Consider the following 17,796-nt stretch of genomic DNA (forward strand, 5'->3'; position numbering starts at 1 on the left):
TGGTCTTGGCTCAACAGCCGCATCCGCAAACAACTCGACCAGTTTAATTGTTTGCGAGATGCAATCGAGCATGTCTTATGCTTGTCGTCCTAATTACCTTGGCGATTGCTATACTACAAAAATCCCCTGTTTGGGAATTGGTAGCTGAGAAAAAGTTTTAAGTTTTGAATTTTAAATTAAAGAACTCTCTTCAACTCAAAACTCAAAACTCTCATTACCAATCACCCATTTAAAAAGAGTCCCGACTAGCACTCCGCTTAAGCCAGTCCTGACCCAGCTGAATCGTCACATCCGAAACCAGGTTGCCAGTGCTTTCAACCCGCACTTCCCCGAATCCTAGCGAACGGTAGATGGCTTTGGCACTATTTCCATCTCCCTGTTGAGCCACTACGTGCGTTACCCGCAACGGTTCGGGCCACGGGTCGTCAACGTAGACATTCCGGTAGCCAGCATTCCTTAGCGTGTTGATTAAAGATTGGACAGCCTTCATATCACCTGTACTATCTTGAATCGCTACCCGGATATACGCTGGGTCAGTTGCTTCACCACCGTCCAATCCCTGGTCAAAATGCTGCGCCATCATCGTCTGGATGCGGCGGCGATTTGGCACCCAGTAACTTACCTCATGATGCCCACTGCCACTAAAGTCACCCGGTACCATTAACATTTGCACTTGGGAACGGTCGGTCTTAACACCATAGCCAACCAGGGCCAATAACTCCTCAACCGTCAAGTTGGTGTCAATATGCGACTGAATAACCGAAAGAATCTTCGGCATTCTCGCTAAAGTGGTTGGATTCAGTGCTTGTTCCATCAGTGCCCGCATTACCATTTGCTGCCGCTGAATCCGACCGATGTCGCCATACTTGTCATAGCGGAAGCGCAGCAATTGCAGCACTTGATTGCCATTGAGATGTTGTTTTCCTGCTTTCAGGTTGATGTACAGGTGCTGGCTATCATCTCGATATTTCATATCCCTGGGGACATAGACGGTAACGCCACCCAAGGCGTCCACCAGCTTTTCTACCCCCTGAACGTTTATTCGGATGTAGCGATCGATTCCCACGCCGCTGAGGAGTTCGCTGGTTGCCTTAGCACTGAGGGCTGGTCCCCCCTCAAGATTCGCTGCATTAATCTTGGTAACGCCGACGCCCTCCACAAAGGTGCGGGTATCCCGTGGGATTGATAAAGCCGCGATTTTTTGCGCCTCCGGGTCAAACCGCAGCAAGAGCATGGTATCTGATAGACCCTCGAAGGAGTTTACCAGGGCGTGGTATCCCAGATTTTTCGTTTCAGGAGGAGGGTTATCCAGGTCGGAGGAGATGACCTTGATTCCCATGACTAAGATATTTACCGGGCGGGTCAGTTCTGGCAATCGCATACTGGTGCGGGAAATGCGATCGCCATCAAACACCGCAGCTTCTTCCGGACTTAGCTGGCTTTGCAGCAACGGCGTACTGGAAAAAGACACGGCTAACAAAGCTCCCGCAGTTGCTGACAGCATTGCCACCCCAGTCAAGCCCAACCCAAGCCAAAGCCAGTTCACCTGGTTTCGTTTTTGAACAGGTCTTTTCTTGACGGGCTGATTGGATGTTTGCCCCCACGGGCGTTTTTCAGGAATTTTTCGGGCTGACACTGGCTTCCTCACACACGCAAAAAAGATAACACGAATTTGTGTTCAAGGTAGGGGCGCGGAATCTGGCAATCTGGAGCTGGGACGTTTATTTCTAACAAAATCCGTCCTTAAGAAGGATTGCACTAGAACACTCATAGCAGTTTTTCTACCGATTTACTGCAAAATCAGGCAAACACTGGCAAGAGTTTAACCTCATTTCGATAGAGATGCGTAGGCTATAGGGGGAACCAGCTATCAAGTGCATAGGCCGAATCTTCATTCAACCTTCCCCATTCCTTACTTTTGTTCAAGGAAAGCATCCGGATACAAATGGGTTGCACTGGTAACTCCGGTTGCTTTCTTTGAAAAAATACTGTGTGCCTACAACCTCTCTTGCCTCGTCCCAAGCTGAGGTGAACCAATACACGCTCGTTTAGGATAAGTGTTTGCGAACGACTCCCTCCGCAAGCCCGCTAACACCCGGAATACGTACAGACTTCCGTTGCCACAGACGCACCATCAACCATAAGCTGACCAAAAAATAACCCGATGTCAATAGACCATTGATAAATAACAAACGCAAGGTTAAAGTTTCTGAAGCTTGTGCAACTCCAGCCCCCAATAAACCGTATGCCAACAGCCAACCGAGAGCCAGCGTCACCGACAGCCTACTCACGGTTTGTTGTTGCCGGTCGCTATCACGTCGGTATAACGTCCAGAGGGCTGGGAAAAAGCCAACTACAGGAATCAAATAGATAAACAGTTGGTAAAGTGGGGTTTCCAACCTGTCCCTCTTGATGTCTTGATTTTCAAACGGGTCAATGTCTTTCATTTTGGTTCCACAATAGACCCCATAAATAGAACGGTTCCAGTTTGATTATCCCGAATACAAGCGAAAAACGGGCGGTTAACAATCATCTCGAAGGGTTCCTCTGGCATCGGTGCAGATGTTGTCATTACTCCGACGGCAGTGACTGCGGCTGCTTCGGTTCCTGCTTCGTTCACTTCCACAAAGGTTTTGTGCTTGACTTGATTGAGCTGGAGTGGAATGGAACTCATCTGAGTAAAATTAGCATTTGAGTCGAAAGCGACTTCCATACCCAGCGCTTTGAGAGCGTCGTTGAGTTCTATGTCGTAGTCCATTTTGAAGCGAGGCATCTGGATGAATCCCGGTTTCGTTTTGAATTGAGTCATCCATTCCTCCCAGTTTTCAGTATTTAGCTGCTGGTAAAAATTTGTAAGTTTAAAATTTTCTTTTGGTAGAAAAACATATAAGCTAAGTTTTCCTTTTCCGTAGGGTAGACTAATGGCTTGAAACTGGTCGTTTTCGTAGTATTTATATTTATCCCTTTGAGACATCATTGGGTGTTGTTTCTGAGTTCCATCGGAAAGGTAGAACGGTTCAGTTGTTGTTTGCTTCTGGTCAAATTTCTTTTTCCAAGTCCCTTTGAAGTAAAGAGCGTTGATCAAAAATAACACTTGATCGGGTGGAATTTCGTTGACGATTGAATTGATTTTACCGCGAGTATTTTGTTTTACCCAGTTATTAATGTCAGATATAGCGCTGGGTTTTCTAAAGTCTAGTTCTGCAATTTGCGCCTGATAAAATTGGCGATTTTTTTGAAGAAAATCTGGGTTAAAAGAGACGCCTTTCTTTGCCCAAAGAGAGTTGGCAATGGTGAGCTGCACTTGGGGGTCTGGATTTTCTAAGAGCGCTTTCAAGGCGTCATTGGATTGATTGACTTCTTGTAGGCTTAATCCTTGCAATTCCAAGGTTTTTGCCATTGCTTGTTGAGTATCGCCGCTAGCACCGTTGTAGGTCATCGAGAGTGCGATCGCTACACTAGAAGGCGAGACAAAAATATTCTTGCCGCTGTCCTCTTTTAAAATTTCCTTGAAGAGTTTGAACCCAAATTTTGTATTCGCCGCAACCAGTCTCGAATCCACGGTTTTCTTCTGGCGCTGACTGATGGTAGGAGAGGTTCCAGGCTGCCTGGGTTCGCCCATTGCAGCCTGCGGATTTTTGACCATCGACCATCCCAGTAAACCGAATAGGATGATACTGACTGATGCGATCGCTACCATTAAACTGAACATTGGTCGCTTCATATAGCTGTTTATATTGCCGTAACATTTCTTTTCTAGAATGACGGCTAACAGCCAGGGACGTTCCACTGGTTACGGTTTTGGCAACTGATACCAATTTACTATTTTGATGTCACATTTGCGATCGCCCCAACCCCCCTTCAAAAGGGGGGCAATAGACGTATTTGTGGCAGACATAAAGTGAAATGGTATGAACTGGATCGAAGAAGGTTTAAGGAGCGTGTCTATAGAAGGCGCGATATTTTGTTAAACGCACCCCTATATTCTTCAATCTCAAATCGCGATTTTATGTTTAATTTTTCCCTTTGAGTAGCTCTTTCGCCGGTACCGTCCACCAAGCTAAGGCATAGGCTTGAGTATTTTCATTGAATTTCTGACGATATTGGACGCGAATTTTGTAGCGACCCGTGGCAGGAATTTCCTGAAAAATGTGTTCTACACTATCAACATCGCTTTCCGAAGACCAGATACTCTTGCTGATATCATTATCTTCGGCTCGCATCAGGTAGATATCGAGATTGTTTAAGCCGCGATCGCTAAAACTTTCCCCGACATCAAACTGCTTGTTGTTATTTTGATCTTGTAACTCCACGCGCCTATCCCAGGCGAGCGTAATCGAGGCAAAACTCCCTTGCTGCAATGGTTGGTTCAAGACATAATCCTGAAATGCAGACTCCTTCACTGTGCGGTAATCCCAACCGACCAACGGCACCGGCTTTTCAGAATTCCACTGACCGGGACTAAATTGCTGGTAAGCCCGAAAAGTATTCATCTGTCCGGTACCCATTTGGAAGTCTAATGGGATTTTTCGGTCTTTGTAAGCATCGGAGGCTAACCAGTCGCGGTTATCTTTGGTCAAAATTGTGCGACTCATCGCTTGGCGCAGTCCATCACCAGTGTCTTTGATTTTTTCTGCGGAGTTCAGCAGCACAGCTTTCATAACTTCATGACGACGGGCGTCTGGAGTCCAGTTGGGCTGTTGTGTTCGCAGTTGGCGATCGCTATATTCTTGTAATAACGCGACAGACGCGGTGACATGGGGAGCCGCAAAACTCGTTCCAGTGACACGAGTTTCCTTACCCTTAATATCTAATACCTCGATCTGGCTACCGGGTGCTACTAAACTAATCGAGCGACGGGGGCCAACATTAATTTCCCGGTCAAGCAGACGCTTCGCAATCCCGATAGGCGCAGCGCTCAAGTTTGCAAAATCTACTTTCGTAAAAATTCCCTCGCGGCGCGTTGTGTAAGCAACATTGACGCCATTATAGTTATCGGTGGGAATCGGAATCCCCCCAGTCCCTTGATTCCCCGCTACTACATAAAGCGAGTCGTGGACGCGAGCCGACCAGTCAATACACTGGGTTAGTAGAGCGTTGCCATCCAGAATCGGGTTCGGTCGAGAATCTCGCTCCAGAGACTCTCCAAAACTAAAGTTAATTGCCCGAACATCGCCCCCATTTTGCATTGCTACATACTGCGTGGATAAGCACTCTTCCGGTTGACCTGTTTTTTGCGGTGCGCCAACAGCTGAAGCATACAGTCGTGCCTGCGGTGCCACTCCGGGGAAACCTTTATCCGAGCTAATCATCACGCTTGCTACCATTGCTGCGTGCCCATCAACATTACTATCAGCTTTGGCTGGGGCATCTCGATAAAAGACTCGGATCAAGGAGAAGGCTCGATTCCGGGAAACCGCTTTATCCAAACCAAATTGTCCCGGTCTTCCAATCTCCACTTGACCGATAGCAATCTTACGACCCAATAAGTTATAAGGAGCAGCGTGTAGCCTTTGGGCATCAATGCCCGCTTCTCCTAGTGATGAGGTTTCGTTAGCTAGAGAGGAAGGAGCGGTTAACGCGGTAATTCCCAGCCCCCAAACAAGCCATGTTAGTTTTTTAAAAATCTGCTGGTGAGCCACGCAAGCTTCTCCACTGAAGTTTTGAAGGTTGAAGGTTGAAGGTTGAAAATCTTAGTTTCAAGGTTGAAGGTTAGAGATTGAAGGTTAAATTCACACTTCATCGTTCATACTTCATACTTTTTTAAGGCTTGCCACGTCTTTTGTTAAACTGAATACCAGACGAGGACGCAAGAGAGTATAAATAACCATGACCCAAACGCCATCCCAGAAGCCGATTGTTATCGCTCCATCAATCCTATCAGCTGACTTCAGTCGATTGGGAGAGGAAATTCAGGCGGTGGATGCCGCCGGTGCAGATTGGATTCACGTTGATGTGATGGATGGTCGCTTTGTTCCGAATATTACAATTGGCCCGCTGATTGTAGAAGCGATTCGTCCTGTTACCCAAAAGCCACTGGATGTCCACTTGATGATTGTGGAACCAGAAAAGTATGTCGCAGATTTTGCGAAGGCGGGGGCAGATCATATCTACGTTCATGCAGAACACAACGCTTCACCGCATCTGCACCGGACTCTAGGACAAATCAAGGAACTGGGTAAAAAGGCGGGTGTCGTTCTCAATCCTTCTACTCCTTTGGATTTGATTGAGTATGTGCTGGAGATTTGCGATCTGGTATTAATTATGAGCGTTAACCCCGGTTTCGGCGGTCAAAGTTTTATCCCAGAGATGGTGCCGAAAATCCGGAAGTTGCGTCAAATGTGCGATGAACGCGGTCTTGACCCTTGGATTGAAGTGGATGGCGGACTAAAAGTAGATAATACCTGGCAGGTTTTGGAAGCAGGAGCGAATGCAATTGTTGCTGGTTCTGCTGTGTTTAAGGCGAAGGATTATGCACAGGCAATTGAAGGGATTCGCAATAGTAAGCGTCCTTCACCAGAATTAGCGACTGTGTAGAAAGAATTTAATAATTTGCCTGTAGAGACGCGATGAATCGCATTCCTACTAGATGAAAAAAGCCTGCGATCGCGGGCTTTTTTGTTGTTAGATGCACAAGGCGATCGCATCCTCCCCCTGTATGCCAAAAGGTATCTTGTAAGTTAAGACAGGGATGATGACAATCAATCCCCGCCGCTCGTAATTTCAGGTGAAGCTAATGTCACACAGTAAAGACGAATTACCGGATTTAAAAGCTGCGGTCGAGAACCTTACAGAACAGATTAGTAATCCCCAAAGCTTTGTAGTTTCTGTAAAAAGGGACAGTTCCGACATCAAGGAGTTCCACACCAAAATGGCTCATGTGGCTGATGCGCTTGAGAGTCGGTTGGGTGAGATGGAAATCAACATTCTAGGTGCAGCCCGTGACGAAATGGGTGATTGGGCTGATAGGCTTGAGAGTCGGCTGGATAATATGGAAAAAAATATCATCCGCGAGGTCGGCGATCTGCATACCACAGTAACGGAAGTAAATAACAAACTTGATGAACTAATTGCCAAGTTAGACAAAGGGCTGGAGCCTGCCAAGTTAGACAAAGGGCTGGAGCCGCATCAATCTTGGCGATGCGTACAGATGCTCAGTCATTCCGATTATGTTTACTCCTTCGCCTTTAGCCCAGATGGGCAGCTACTCGCTAGTGGTGGTTACATGACTATCAAACTGTGGCATCCGGGTACAGGGGAAGAAATCCGCACTCTCCTCACTGGTCATTCCAATTATGTTTCTTCCGTCGCCTTTAGCCCGGACGGGCAGATACTTGCTAGTAGTGGCCGGGGGGACACGACTATCAAACTGTGGCATCCGGGTACAGGGGAAGAAATCCGCACTCTTAGTGGTCATTCCAACTGTGTTAATTCCTTCGCCTTTAGCCCAGATGGGCAGCTACTCGCTAGTGGCAGTGATGACAAGACTATCAAACTTTGGCATCCGGGTACGGGCGAAGAAATCCGCACTCTCAGTGGTCATTCCGATTATGTTTACTCCTTCGCCTTTAGCCCGGATGGGCAGCTACTCGCTAGTGGCAGTTGGGACACTATCAAACTGTGGCATCCGGGTACGGGCGAAGAAATCTGCACTTTCAGTGGTCATTCCAACTGTGTTAATTCCGTCGCCTTTAGCCCGGATGGGCAGCTACTTGCTAGTGGCAGTGAAGACAAGACTATCAAACTTTGGCATTCGGGTACGGGCGAAGAAATCTGCACTCTCAGTGGTCATTCCAACTGTGTTAATTCCGTCGCCTTCAGCCCGGATGGGCTGATACTGGCGAGTTGCAGTGGGGACAACACTATCAAGATTTGGCGGCGGGATTGAGGCAGGTAAAAGAAACAGAAAAGAGTTTGTTTTGATTTAGCGTGACATGAAAGGGAAAGTGCATTATGGCTAAATAAATTGTAGAGATGTTGGCAGTACTCTTTTCAATGAAAATCAGCCCAAAAAACCGAACATCTCAGTTAGTCACCACCTAACTAACATCTAGTAAACACATTGAATTTCTTAAAGTACTAAGTTTTTAAGCCGAAAAAGGCGCTCCAGTTAAATTAGAGCGCCTTTTTTTGTCTATTGCTGTCTAACAGTAACGGATTCTAGTGCCTGCGACCGCCGAGCCACTTAGCTGCCATGATGCCAAATACAGCGGCAACCACTGGATTGCTCAGAAACTTCATGATAGCTGGTTTATCAGCTAATACATCTTGAAAGATGTCAGGATGAGTGTGATAGGTAAAGGTAGCCAGTTTGCTAACATCATCTGCACTCATGCGGCTGGGGTGATGCGTGGAGAGACTTAATTGTTGCTCCAACTGGCGGTCATTGAGTCCTCTTTCCTTTAACCGCTTGAAGAACTCCCGCGCCACATCATCCCGTTCGCTGGGTTGAATTTGCGCGATCGCTTTTTGGAGTTCTGGCTCCATCTGGCTGACGGGAATACTGTCTGGATGTAGAGACTTCCCAAACAGTTGACGGCGTTCGTCTCTAGAAGAACGTTGAGCAAAGTCATCAAAATTTTGATAGTCGCTGCTAGGATCGCTTGGAGCGTCCTGCATCATTTCGGAGTCACCACCAGCCAAATCATTCATGATTTGACGCTTATATTGTTCGCTGCTGGTCATTTTCTTATCTCCTGATTCAAAAGCTAAAAGAAAAAATCGTAAATTCTGGGTAGAGAGGGGATTCACCCCATCTCTACAAATGCACCTTCTAAAGTAGTTAAAGCTAGATGAGTTTCCCCAGCTTTCACCGATTTCCCCTTAGTTAAACTAAGCGCCTTGATACTGAATTTGTTTTGACTGCTCATCATATTTGGCTGTCAAAATCAGTTTTTTATCTGGCGCATACATCAAAATGGTTAAATCTTGGTTGGGAAAATTCTTGTGGAATCCTTGAGCTAAAGAGCTTGCTAAACTTTTGACTTCATTTGGACGGACTTGGGGCGTAATGACAACTCCCAATTTGTTGTTATCACGGACGTAGGCATCCTTGACTAATCCTTTCGCTGTCTGGACTACCCAGTTACCAAATTCTTGACCGGCGGCAGTGCTACCGCGTTCCAACTGTTGATATGCGACAATGCTGTTAGCACCGCTACTCGCACCCGGTAGAGCTTTCGGTTGAGTTGCTTGGCTGGCTCCACTACAAGCTGTAGCTGTAGAGAGGAACAGAACCAAGACTAAAGCCGTAAAAATTTTCCGAAATTGCTGAAGAAAATTCACCTCAGTCTCCTATTAAACTTGTCTTTACAAGACAGAATCAGGGTGTTACCTGTCTGTGGTATTGGCTGCATTAAATAAGGGAGAAGGTCTAGATGAATCTTTTCAGTAACTAGACCTCCAAAGTCAAGTATTAGGCGTTATCAACCAAATCTTTTGCCTTATCTTTCACATCTTCTTTGGTGTGACTTACTTGGGCTTCAGCTTGCTTGGCTTTTCCTTCAGCTTTATCTTCTGGATCGCCAGTTATATTGCCGAGCGCTTCTTGGGCTTTGCCTTCGATATTTTTGCCGGTTGCTTTAGCTCTATCTTCAACGCTCATTTTTTTCTCCTAATCTTTCAAACAGTTTTTAATTTAGAAGATGCGTTAAATTTGCGTTATTGCCGCAGTCTTCTTTTGCTTCTATGTATTCAATGTATCTAGTTTTGTTTACACAGCCTTCTGCCCCCAGACAGAAAAAATGGGGATCGCTATTATTACTCTTTACCTATGCTCAAAGAATGAGTATTTCCTACGGCTAAAGGTAGATGATAATTTAAAAAAATTCTTAATTTTTACAATAGGAAATCTTGTCTCGGCTAAAAACGTGGGATCATTATCCCATTCATAAGTTCCCTTCAACAGCTTTCTCGAACCTTTGCAATGGAAGCACCCCTGCACCGCTAGAAACAAGCGGCTTTTCAAAGTTGTAGAGGGAGTGCTAATCAAGTAAAGGGGGAGAAGTAATTTAGTCCAAAGTGCGACTAAAGTGAGGTTGCAAAAAACTTGCATGACACAATTTCATTTGCAAGCAATGTTGAAGCCAATAAACGAATCAGCGATCGCTTTACCGCTCGAATACAAAAGATAAGAATTGTCAATATTTGTTAAAACAATTATGCTGTTGGCGATAAACGTGCATAACAGTGACAAGTTAGGATTTATTTCTGGCGATCGCTTAGATGAGCAAGGCATAGAAGAGGGCAAATGGCTAGGATGAGAGAGGCTAGATATCTGGTAATGTGCCGATCAAGCTCCAGGCACGAAAAACAATTTTCTTAAAGCTTCTTAAAACTGTATGACGCAATTTTGTCTGCAAGCTCCCTTTCAACCGACGGGCGATCAGCCGAATGCGATCGCGCAACTCACAAAAGGAGTCCAAAAAGGCGATCGCTTTCAAACCCTACTGGGAGCGACGGGAACGGGCAAGACATTCTCAGTAGCAGCGGTTATTGAAAATGTCGGCAGACCCACGCTGGTGCTGGCGCACAACAAAACGCTCGCCGCTCAATTGTGTAACGAATTGCGGGAGTTCTTTCCCCCAAACGCGGTGGAGTATTTCGTCAGTTACTACGACTACTATCAGCCAGAAGCGTATATTCCCGTCACCGACACTTATATCGAGAAAAGTGCCGCAATTAACGACGAAATTGATATGTTGCGACACTCAGCCACGCGATCGCTTTTTGAGCGGCGCGATGTCATTGTCGTGGCTTCCATTAGCTGTATTTATGGTTTGGGAATTCCCTCGGAATATCTCAAAGCCGCGATTCCCCTAAAGATGGGGCGAGAAGTAAATCAACGCGAGTTGCTGCGAGATTTAGCTTCCGTGCAGTATAGCCGCAACGATGTAGAAATGGGGCGAGGAAAGTTCCGAGTTCGGGGCGATGTGCTGGAAATTGGCCCTGCTTACGAAGATCGGATTATTCGCGTAGAATTTTTTGGAGATGAAATTGACGCCATTCGCTACGTTGACCCCGTAACTGGCGAAATTCTTCAGAGTATGGACGCCGTAAATGTGTACCCAGCGCGTCACTTTGTCACCCCAGAAGATCGGCTAGAAGCCGCTTGTAATGACATTGAACAGGAACTTAAAGATCGGCTAGAAGAATTAGAAAAAGCCGGGAAATTACTAGAGGCGCAACGACTCGATCAGCGCACTCGCTACGATTTGGAAATGTTGCGGGAAGTCGGATATTGCAACGGCGTTGAGAACTACTCCCGACATTTAGCAGGACGGCGTGCGGGAGAACCGCCAGAGTCCTTGATTGATTATTTTCCCAAAGATTGGCTGTTGGTGGTGGATGAATCTCACGTCAGCGTCCCCCAAATCCGGGGAATGTACAATGGCGACCAAGCACGAAAAAAAGTGCTGATTGAACATGGTTTTCGCCTCCCCAGTGCGGCTGATAACCGTCCTCTGAAGTCAGAAGAGTTCTGGGAGAAGGTAAATCAGTGTATTTTTGTTTCTGCAACTCCCGGTAACTGGGAGATAGAACAGTCAGAGGATCGAATTGTACAACAGGTAATCCGTCCGACTGGCGTACTCGATCCAGAAATTTTTGTGCGTCCCACGGAAGGACAAATTGACGACTTGTTAGGTGAGATTAAAGACAGGATTGACAAGCGAGAACGGGTGCTAGTTACTACCTTAACTAAGCGCATGGCGGAGGATTTGACAGAATATTTACAAGAACGAGGAATTCGAGTCCGCTATCTGCACTCAGAAATTAACTCGATTGAGCGAATTGAAATCTTGCAAGAGTTGCGCGAGGGTAATTTCGATGTGCTAATTGGGGTTAACTTGCTCCGAGAAGGGTTGGATTTGCCGGAAGTTTCTCTGGTGGCAATTTTGGATGCAGATAAAGAAGGTTTCTTACGCGCAGAGCGATCGCTTATTCAAACGATTGGTCGTGCGGCTCGTCACGTCCGGGGTCAAGCGATCCTCTATGCTGATAATCTCACCGATAGCATGATCAAAGCGATTGACGAAACCGATCGGCGGCGGGGGATTCAGATGGCATATAACAAGATGCACAACATTACACCCCAACCGATTATCAAAAAAGTCAATAACTCAATTTTGGCTTACCTAGATGTTTCGCGGCGGCTGAATTCTCAACAGTTGGAAGAAATTTACGAACAGGCGGACGATTTGCCTTTAGAGAATATTCCAGAGTTGATTACCCAACTGGAAGCGCAGATGAAGGAAGCAGCAAAGAATTTGCAGTTTGAAGAAGCGGCAAAATACCGCGATCGCATCAAGCATCTGCGAGATAAATTACTCGGTCATTAAAAACGCTCAAGCGCCTCTCCTTTCTTACTTTGCGTCCTTCGCGTCTAAGCACTTCGCGCAGGCTTCGCCAACGCGGTTCAAAAATTCAACAGCGATCGCACTTTGACTGGAAAAACAGGGTGAAGAGCGATCGCATCCATACACCAATCAGCCATCTGAAAGCCAAGTGCAATCTTCATAATTGAGTTCACCGACTCAGGCATCACCCGTGCAGCCTATGAACGCCATCACCAACGGCGTTGGCTTAGGATGGCTGATTGATCCAAAGACGAAGCAGGTAGAAATTTACCGTGTAGGGCAAGATGTAGAGGTGTTGGAGTTTCCTTTAACTCTATCTGGCGAGGATGTGCTACCTGGATTTGAGTTGGATTTGGATGAGGTATGGTGAAAGCTGATTTTTGGTAAGCGATCGCATCCAACCCGAATGGGATTCACTGCTAGAACATTGCTACACAGATGGCAATTCTCGGTACGAGCGGCACCACCTCATTAGTTCCGCATATTCCGGAAGGGCGCTAGATAAGGCATACCAAGGATTTCTGGAAAATTTAGCAAGCGCAATTTTTTGTCATCCCAGCTAATTCCCTCATCCAGAAATCATGCTCTCAAGGAAAATAAACCTTACCCTAAATTTCTACCTTTTGATTGTGGTGAATGGTACTGGCGATATCCGTACAATGTTGGCGATCGCTGTCTGAAACTTCACTGCCGCCAATGCAGTTAAACTTTATAAGAGGCGACTCTTACTTTGTCGTGCCCATCTCATAACCCCAACGTTCAGGGTGCCACGAGAAAACCTAGCGTCCCCTGCGGCTCGTGGAGCGTCAATCTGGCTTTGAATCGTCAAATGTCGATTTTTCTCCGGCATCTACCCACAGCCGAGTCATCTCCCCGCGTCATCAGCGGCTGACGACGATCTTCCAGATTAGGCAGTGCTGAAACCAGAAAAATTAAATTTGCATCTGCATCTTCGATCTTGTTTGCAAAGGGCAGAGCTTCTCGATAATGTTGGCAATTCGCGCAGTCCTAATTATGTTCGTGGGGTTGCGATTTCAACCAGTACTTCTGGGCATACTAAGAGTATAGAAGAGCATCATTAAGCTTAGGAATGTAACATATGCTTAATTACGATCGCGTATCTGAAAAAACTGCTCTGAAACCGATGTCTGTTGATTTTACTGTAGCCATTCCGACTTATAACGGGGAAGACCGTTTACCTGATGTCTTAGAGCGACTGCGATCGCAAATTCATACCGAGCAAATTGTCTGGGAAGTTTTAGTTGTTGATAATAACAGCTCAGACAATACCGCCAAAGTTGTTCGAGAATACCAAGCAAACTGGCCTTTCGCCTATCCTTTAAGATATTGTTTTGAACCCCAACAAGGACTTGCCTTTTCCCGTCAACGTGCAGTCCAAGAAGCCAGAGGTAAGTTGATTGGATTTCTTGATGACGATAATTTACCAACATCTACGTGGGTTGCAGCAGCATACACATTTGGGCAAAATCATCCGAAAGTTGGCGGTTATGGGAGCCGCATTTATGGTGACTTGCAAGGGACTCCTCCCAAAAATTTTGAAGAAATCGCTTGTCTGCTCGCTATTGCAGACAGGGGAACAAATGCTCTATGCTACGAACCCCACAAAAAGGTTCTACCACCTGGAGCTGGATTAGTTGTGCGTCGCCAAGTCTGGCTGGAAAGCGTGCCAAAAAATTTTATTCTTCACGGGCGAATTGGCGACAATATGCTGGCAGGAGAAGATTTAGAAGCGCTATTACATATTCAACAAGCTGGATGGGAAATTTGGTACAACCCTGAAATGTGTATTTACCATCGAATTCCCCACTGGCGCTTAGAGAAAGACTATTTAATCAAATTATGTCGCGGCATTGGTTTGAGCCGCCATCGGACTCGGATGCTAAGTTTCAAACCTTGGCAGCGACCCGCCGTTTTTTTTATGTATATGGTTAACGATTTACGTAAAATATTATTTCATCTCATCAAGTATAGATTTTCCTTGAAAGATGATATTGTAGCTGCTTGCCAAATGGAGCTTTTTACTAATAGCCTGATTAGCCCTTTTTATATTTGGAAAACCCGACTACGTACTTATAACATAAAAATTGATTAAATTCTGTGTAGAGAATTTGCCGTTTATATTGTAAATATTCTCAATATAAAAGCTTTACTTTCTCTTCATACAGGGAGTATTCGTCTCGCTTAAACTGGTCTTTAGCTGGATCAACAGTGAAAAATTTATGGAAGCGATCGCTCTAAAAGCCTAAGCTTTTCTTCCAATCAGTGCTGTTGATACCTCAAAAGGCATTCTCGTTGGCGATTCAAAAACCCTAGGAACTATCGGTAACTTTAATTCTCATACCGTATGAACAATATTACGACAGCAATTCCCTTTGTGGATCTTCAACTCCAACACCAGCCTCTTCAAACACAGATAGAGGAGGCAGTGCGGGGTACGATTCAACGGGGAGATTTTATATTAGGTCAGGCTGTAGCTGACTTTGAGGCGGCGTTTGCCAGTGCCTGTGGTGTAGCTTATGGCATTGGAGTCGCTTCGGGAACAGATGCGCTAGCGCTCGGATTAGAAGCCTGTGGTATTGGTGCCGGGGATGAGGTCATTTTACCCACCAATACCTTCATCGCCACTCTGATCGGCGTTGTCCACGCTGGTGCCACACCGATTTTAGTCGATTGCGATCCTCAAACTGCGCTAATTGACTTTACAGCCGCCGAAAAAGCAGTCACAGCCAAAACCAAAGCGATCGTTCCAGTGCATCTGTATGGGCAAATGGTTTCGCCCCGTCAACTTTTGGACTTTGCCAGCACCCACAACCTGATTGTATTTGAAGACGCGGCTCAGGCTCACCTAGCACAGCGAGAAGGTTATCGTGCCGGTTCTATTGGTAAAGCAGCAGCTTTTAGCTTCTATCCCAGTAAAAATTTGGGTGCCATAGGAGATGGAGGCATGGTCATCACCAATGATGAAGCAGTAGCGAAGAAAATGCGATCGCTCCGCAATTACGGGTGTTCCCGTAAGTATTACCACACCGAACCCGGTACCAATAGCCGACTTGATACCCTGCAAGCCGCTGTCCTCAACATCAAACTCCCTCATCTTGCCGACTGGAACCACTCACGTAACCAAGCAGCCCAGCAGTACGACGCCTTATTGAAGCCGCTGGCAAACTCTGGAATTTTCCCCATCCAAAACCAAAGTGGCAACGGTCACATTTATCACCTTTATGTTGTTCGTGTCACTGAAGCTTGTCCCCTCGACCGGCAGACGATTCAAGACAAACTAGCGGCTGTTGGTATTCAAACCGGCATCCACTACCCCATTCCCTGTCATCTTCAACCCGCCTTCGAGAATCTCGGCTATCAAGCCGGAGACTTCCCCCAAGCCGAAGCTCTAGCACTGGAAATTTTATCCTTACCGATGTATCCAGGCTTAAGCGATACCCAAGTCCATCAGGTCATTGATACTTTGCAAACCTTGTGTGTGAGAACCTGATGAATTTTCAATGTAAAAAACGCTAAGAATAATGATTCTAACTTTGCGCTTAGCTTTAAAAAAGCTTAGAAAATTAAGGTCAAACTATGCATTTTGAGCGAAAGATTCCGATTGCCATTGAGCGTTACTTGCTAGAAGGAACCATTGTTGCTTTGCTGGTGATTCTGTATGCTCCACTGTTATGGCACTGGTACGATGGCTGGTTGAACAAAAATATCAGTATTGAACATGAATATTACAGCCACGGTTTAATTGGGTTGCCTTTTGCCGCCTATATAACCTGGTCAAATCGACAACAATGGCGTCAGTTACCAGATACAAGTCATCCACTAGGCGCAGCCTTGCTAGCCTTGGGCGGAGTATTTTATCTCAGCGGCATTACTGACCTGATAAATTTATCCTTTCCTGCTGTATTAGCTGGACTTTGTCTGTGGCTGAAAGGAGTTCCTGGCTTCAAACTTCAAGGCTTTCCTTTGTTACTCGTATTTTTGGCAACGCCGACCCAAATTCCTTACTTACTAGCTCCCTATACCTTGCCCCTCCAGCGATTCATTGCTGCAACAGCTGGTTTCATCCTGACTCAGTTCGGGATGAATGTTACTGTCAACCAGATTTACTTATTCGTAGGCGGACGAATTGTAGAAGTTGCGCCTTTCTGCGCTGGACTTAAGATGTTATTCACCAGTCTTTATGTAACCTTGATGTTGCTTTACTGGACGGGTGCTTGGGCATCTCGTACGAAGACGATTTTGTTAGTCGTCGGTGCAGTAGTCATTAGCGTTACTGGTAATATCGTCCGCAATACGCTGCTAACTTTCTTTCATGGTACTGGCCAAGAAAAAACTTTTGATTGGCTGCACGAAGGCTGGGGCGGTGATGTTTATTCTGCCTGTATGTTGGGGTTAATTGTGCTTCTACTCAATGCGATCGATCGATATATTTCAGATGAGCCTCAGAAGGATGAAGCATGAAACTGCCCAAGAAATTGCAGCGCTTTCAATTTTCTAAAGTCGTCTTACTGAGTTTTCTTGTCGGACTGATGGCAATTGGCGCAGTTCCTAGTTACTTGACAGGACGCTGGTCTTGGGCAAATCCCCCACGAGTGACCAACCTCCAACAACTCAAAAATATACGGCAGGCTGGTCTATCGCTTCCCGGCTGGCAGACTCAACAACAGGATACCGTAACGATTGGCGGTCATAAATGGTCGATTCAGGAACTCCAGCAGGATGAAAAAACCCAGGTAACTTTGCTGCTTTTGCCTCAAGAAGATCGCAAGGCTCAACCAGAGGTTGAGTGGATGGATATTAATGGGTTTAAAGAGTGGCAGACCGATCAAGAGCAGCGGTTGCAGTTTAAGGTTGAAACTCAAGCACAAACGGGAACCCAAAACACTACAGAATCTGGAACTTCTGCTACACGTCCGACATCTTCCGATGTTAAAGCTCGTTTCTTTCGCGGTTGGACTCGGCAGCAGACCTTCGCCGTGCTTCAGTGGTACGCTTGGCCTGGAGGAGGCAATCCGTCTCCTAGTGGTTGGTTCTGGGCGGATCAAATGGCTCAATTGCACCGTCGCCGCTTGCCTTGGGTTGCTGTTAGCATCTTGATACCGATGGAGCCTTTGGCTGAGGTTGACACAGCTCTACCACTGGCTAAATCGCTCGGTCAAACGGTTCAAGCTGCTTTGATGAAAGAGTTATGAGTTGAGAGTGGGAGGAGAAATTTGCTTGACTCGCTTGGATTTGAAGAATGAATTTACTGATAACTACACTCTGTGCAATCTGTGCAACTTTTTGAGAATTGTCACCCTTGATGCAACCCGGTGGAGTTTAGAAGCCAAACGGCTTTCTAACGGGTAGAAGTTTATCGCATCTTGATCCAAGGATGTTGGAAGGGAACCTAAAGCTCCATAAGGGTTTTAGGATTTGC

At 46.1% G+C, this 17,796-nt stretch carries 14 protein-coding genes and 2 pseudogenes; 9 read left to right on the top strand and 7 right to left on the bottom strand.

Annotation, left to right across the window (positions count from 1 at the left end; genetic code table 11):
• Positions 1-229 precede the first annotated feature (229 nt).
• From NDI44_RS24755 to NDI44_RS24770, 4 genes are all read right to left on the bottom strand, one after another.
• A complete protein-coding gene (locus tag NDI44_RS24755; protein ID WP_190414257.1) occupies positions 230-1,636 on the bottom strand; it encodes an LCP family protein in 1,407 nt (468 codons plus the stop codon).
• Positions 1,637-2,048: 412 nt separating this feature from the next.
• Positions 2,049-2,447 (bottom strand): hypothetical protein, encoded by a 399-nt coding sequence (locus NDI44_RS24760; RefSeq protein WP_190414259.1) that lies wholly within the window; start codon positions 2,445-2,447, stop codon positions 2,049-2,051.
• The gene (locus NDI44_RS24765; protein ID WP_190414338.1) at positions 2,444-3,724 is read right to left on the bottom strand and encodes a serpin family protein; all 1,281 of its coding nucleotides are present in this window, start codon (positions 3,722-3,724) and stop codon (positions 2,444-2,446) included. The genes NDI44_RS24760 and NDI44_RS24765 overlap by 4 nt, the downstream gene beginning before the upstream one ends.
• A 289-nt stretch (positions 3,725-4,013) precedes the next feature.
• Positions 4,014-5,627, bottom strand: a complete 1,614-nt coding sequence (locus NDI44_RS24770) for a S8 family serine peptidase (RefSeq protein ID WP_190414340.1) — start codon at positions 5,625-5,627, stop codon at positions 4,014-4,016.
• 202 nt (positions 5,628-5,829) lie between these two features.
• On the opposite strand from NDI44_RS24770, the gene rpe reads away from it, so the two are divergent.
• Complete coding sequence (rpe, locus tag NDI44_RS24775) at positions 5,830-6,537, top strand: ribulose-phosphate 3-epimerase (protein WP_190414261.1); 708 nt, start codon at positions 5,830-5,832, stop codon at positions 6,535-6,537.
• A 613-nt stretch (positions 6,538-7,150) separates the two neighbouring features.
• Positions 7,151-7,888: pseudogene (locus NDI44_RS24780) on the top strand (WD40 repeat domain-containing protein); the annotation flags it as partial.
• Positions 7,889-8,160: 272 nt separating this feature from the next.
• Here the strand turns inward: NDI44_RS24780 and NDI44_RS24785 are convergent.
• From NDI44_RS24785 to NDI44_RS24795, 3 genes are all read right to left on the bottom strand, one after another.
• Positions 8,161-8,685 (bottom strand): hypothetical protein, encoded by a 525-nt coding sequence (locus tag NDI44_RS24785; protein ID WP_190414265.1) that lies wholly within the window; start codon positions 8,683-8,685, stop codon positions 8,161-8,163.
• A gap of 147 nt (positions 8,686-8,832) precedes the next feature.
• Positions 8,833-9,285, bottom strand: a complete 453-nt coding sequence (locus tag NDI44_RS24790; protein WP_190414267.1) for a hypothetical protein — start codon at positions 9,283-9,285, stop codon at positions 8,833-8,835.
• A 130-nt stretch (positions 9,286-9,415) separates the two neighbouring features.
• Positions 9,416-9,604, bottom strand: a complete 189-nt coding sequence (locus NDI44_RS24795; RefSeq protein ID WP_190414269.1) for a CsbD family protein — start codon at positions 9,602-9,604, stop codon at positions 9,416-9,418.
• Positions 9,605-10,136: 532 nt separating this feature from the next.
• Between NDI44_RS24795 and NDI44_RS24800 the strand changes: the two genes are divergently transcribed.
• From NDI44_RS24800 to NDI44_RS24830, 7 genes and pseudogenes are all read left to right on the top strand, one after another.
• Positions 10,137-10,262, top strand: a complete 126-nt coding sequence (locus tag NDI44_RS24800; protein WP_348235328.1) for a hypothetical protein — start codon at positions 10,137-10,139, stop codon at positions 10,260-10,262.
• Between the two features lie 78 nt (positions 10,263-10,340).
• The gene (gene uvrB / locus NDI44_RS24805) at positions 10,341-12,338 is read left to right on the top strand and encodes an excinuclease ABC subunit UvrB (RefSeq protein ID WP_190414271.1); all 1,998 of its coding nucleotides are present in this window, start codon (positions 10,341-10,343) and stop codon (positions 12,336-12,338) included.
• A 226-nt stretch (positions 12,339-12,564) separates the two neighbouring features.
• A pseudogene (locus tag NDI44_RS24810) lies at positions 12,565-12,726 on the top strand (Uma2 family endonuclease); the annotation flags it as partial.
• A 774-nt stretch (positions 12,727-13,500) separates the two neighbouring features.
• Complete coding sequence (gene hpsE / locus NDI44_RS24815) at positions 13,501-14,469, top strand: hormogonium polysaccharide biosynthesis glycosyltransferase HpsE (protein ID WP_190414344.1); 969 nt, start codon at positions 13,501-13,503, stop codon at positions 14,467-14,469.
• 252 nt (positions 14,470-14,721) lie between these two features.
• Positions 14,722-15,867 (top strand): DegT/DnrJ/EryC1/StrS family aminotransferase, encoded by a 1,146-nt coding sequence (locus NDI44_RS24820; RefSeq protein ID WP_190414273.1) that lies wholly within the window; start codon positions 14,722-14,724, stop codon positions 15,865-15,867.
• An 86-nt stretch (positions 15,868-15,953) separates the two neighbouring features.
• Positions 15,954-16,838, top strand: a complete 885-nt coding sequence (gene crtB / locus NDI44_RS24825; protein WP_190414275.1) for a cyanoexosortase B — start codon at positions 15,954-15,956, stop codon at positions 16,836-16,838.
• Positions 16,835-17,569 carry a cyanoexosortase B system-associated protein gene (locus NDI44_RS24830; RefSeq protein ID WP_190414277.1) on the top strand — a complete coding sequence of 245 codons (735 nt, stop codon included), beginning with the start codon at positions 16,835-16,837 and terminating at the stop codon, positions 17,567-17,569. Before crtB ends, NDI44_RS24830 begins: the two co-directional genes overlap by 4 nt.
• Positions 17,570-17,796 lie beyond the last annotated feature (227 nt).

The sequence above is a fragment of the Trichocoleus sp. DQ-A3 genome (genome assembly GCF_039961975.1).
Classification (GTDB): Bacteria; Cyanobacteriota; Cyanobacteriia; order Cyanobacteriales; family FACHB-T130; genus FACHB-T130.

What these genes read in the sequence shown, in the direction of transcription:
- NDI44_RS24765 (WP_190414338.1), bottom strand. Translation starts at nt 3,724, where the DNA reads ATGAAGCGACCAATGTTCAGTTTAATGGTAGCGATCGCATCAGTCAGT.
- NDI44_RS24820 (WP_190414273.1), top strand. Translation starts at nt 14,722, where the DNA reads ATGAACAATATTACGACAGCAATTCCCTTTGTGGATCTTCAACTCCAA.
- NDI44_RS24795 (WP_190414269.1), bottom strand. Translation starts at nt 9,604, where the DNA reads ATGAGCGTTGAAGATAGAGCTAAAGCAACCGGCAAAAATATCGAAGGC.
- crtB (WP_190414275.1), top strand. Translation starts at nt 15,954, where the DNA reads ATGCATTTTGAGCGAAAGATTCCGATTGCCATTGAGCGTTACTTGCTA.
- NDI44_RS24785 (WP_190414265.1), bottom strand. Translation starts at nt 8,685, where the DNA reads ATGACCAGCAGCGAACAATATAAGCGTCAAATCATGAATGATTTGGCT.
- NDI44_RS24830 (WP_190414277.1), top strand. Translation starts at nt 16,835, where the DNA reads ATGAAACTGCCCAAGAAATTGCAGCGCTTTCAATTTTCTAAAGTCGTC.
- rpe (WP_190414261.1), top strand. Translation starts at nt 5,830, where the DNA reads ATGACCCAAACGCCATCCCAGAAGCCGATTGTTATCGCTCCATCAATC.
- NDI44_RS24760 (WP_190414259.1), bottom strand. Translation starts at nt 2,447, where the DNA reads ATGAAAGACATTGACCCGTTTGAAAATCAAGACATCAAGAGGGACAGG.
- uvrB (WP_190414271.1), top strand. Translation starts at nt 10,341, where the DNA reads ATGACGCAATTTTGTCTGCAAGCTCCCTTTCAACCGACGGGCGATCAG.
- hpsE (WP_190414344.1), top strand. Translation starts at nt 13,501, where the DNA reads ATGTCTGTTGATTTTACTGTAGCCATTCCGACTTATAACGGGGAAGAC.